The organism is Streptomyces actuosus, assembly GCF_016921115.1.
Lineage (GTDB): Bacteria > Actinomycetota > Actinomycetes > Streptomycetales > Streptomycetaceae > Streptomyces > Streptomyces actuosus_A.
In genome coordinates this window covers 1-475 of record NZ_JAFFZS010000176.1, presented here as the reverse complement: position 1 = coordinate 475, position 475 = coordinate 1, and the positions used below count along the sequence as shown (strand labels likewise).

1 protein-coding gene is annotated in these 475 nt (G+C 53.9%); it reads right to left on the bottom strand.

What is annotated here, in order from left to right; all coding sequences use genetic code 11:
* On the bottom strand, window positions 1–300 hold a 300-nt coding region (locus JS756_RS36070; protein WP_205387471.1), incomplete at its 3' end, for a hypothetical protein.
* Between the last annotated feature and the right edge of the window lie 175 nt (window positions 301–475).

The following is a 475-nucleotide window of genomic DNA, read 5'->3' as shown; positions in this document are numbered from 1 at the left end:
ATAGAAGATGCTGGGTTTGGTCAGGACGACGATAATAATACTAATGGAGGGGTATGTAATATAACTTACACTGATCTTCCCCAAGGCGTTCTTCTGTCCCGCCGAGGCGCTCTGCAGGATACGATGATGCATCGGAGCCTTGCCCTTACTATCTTTCTTTGGCGCTGGCTCAACAACAGCATTCCTACTACCGCTGGCTGTGCCCTCAGAATCGCCTTCCCCTTCGCCTTCGCTCTCGCTGGTAGGCTGCGCACTGGGATAAGGACTGGGAGCTCTCGTTTTGGTCGTGTTGGTTTTCACCCGGGCCAACTGTCCACCACGCTGCGGCGCCGCGTCGTTGGATGGGAAATGTACATGGTGAGGCTCTGTCGGCAGTGAGAGTCTAGACACTGTTGCCTGGTCGGGTTGATTACTATCTGTCTGCCTGATCTCCTGCGTTCCCAATGATGAAACTGACGACACGGCTGGTTTGTAC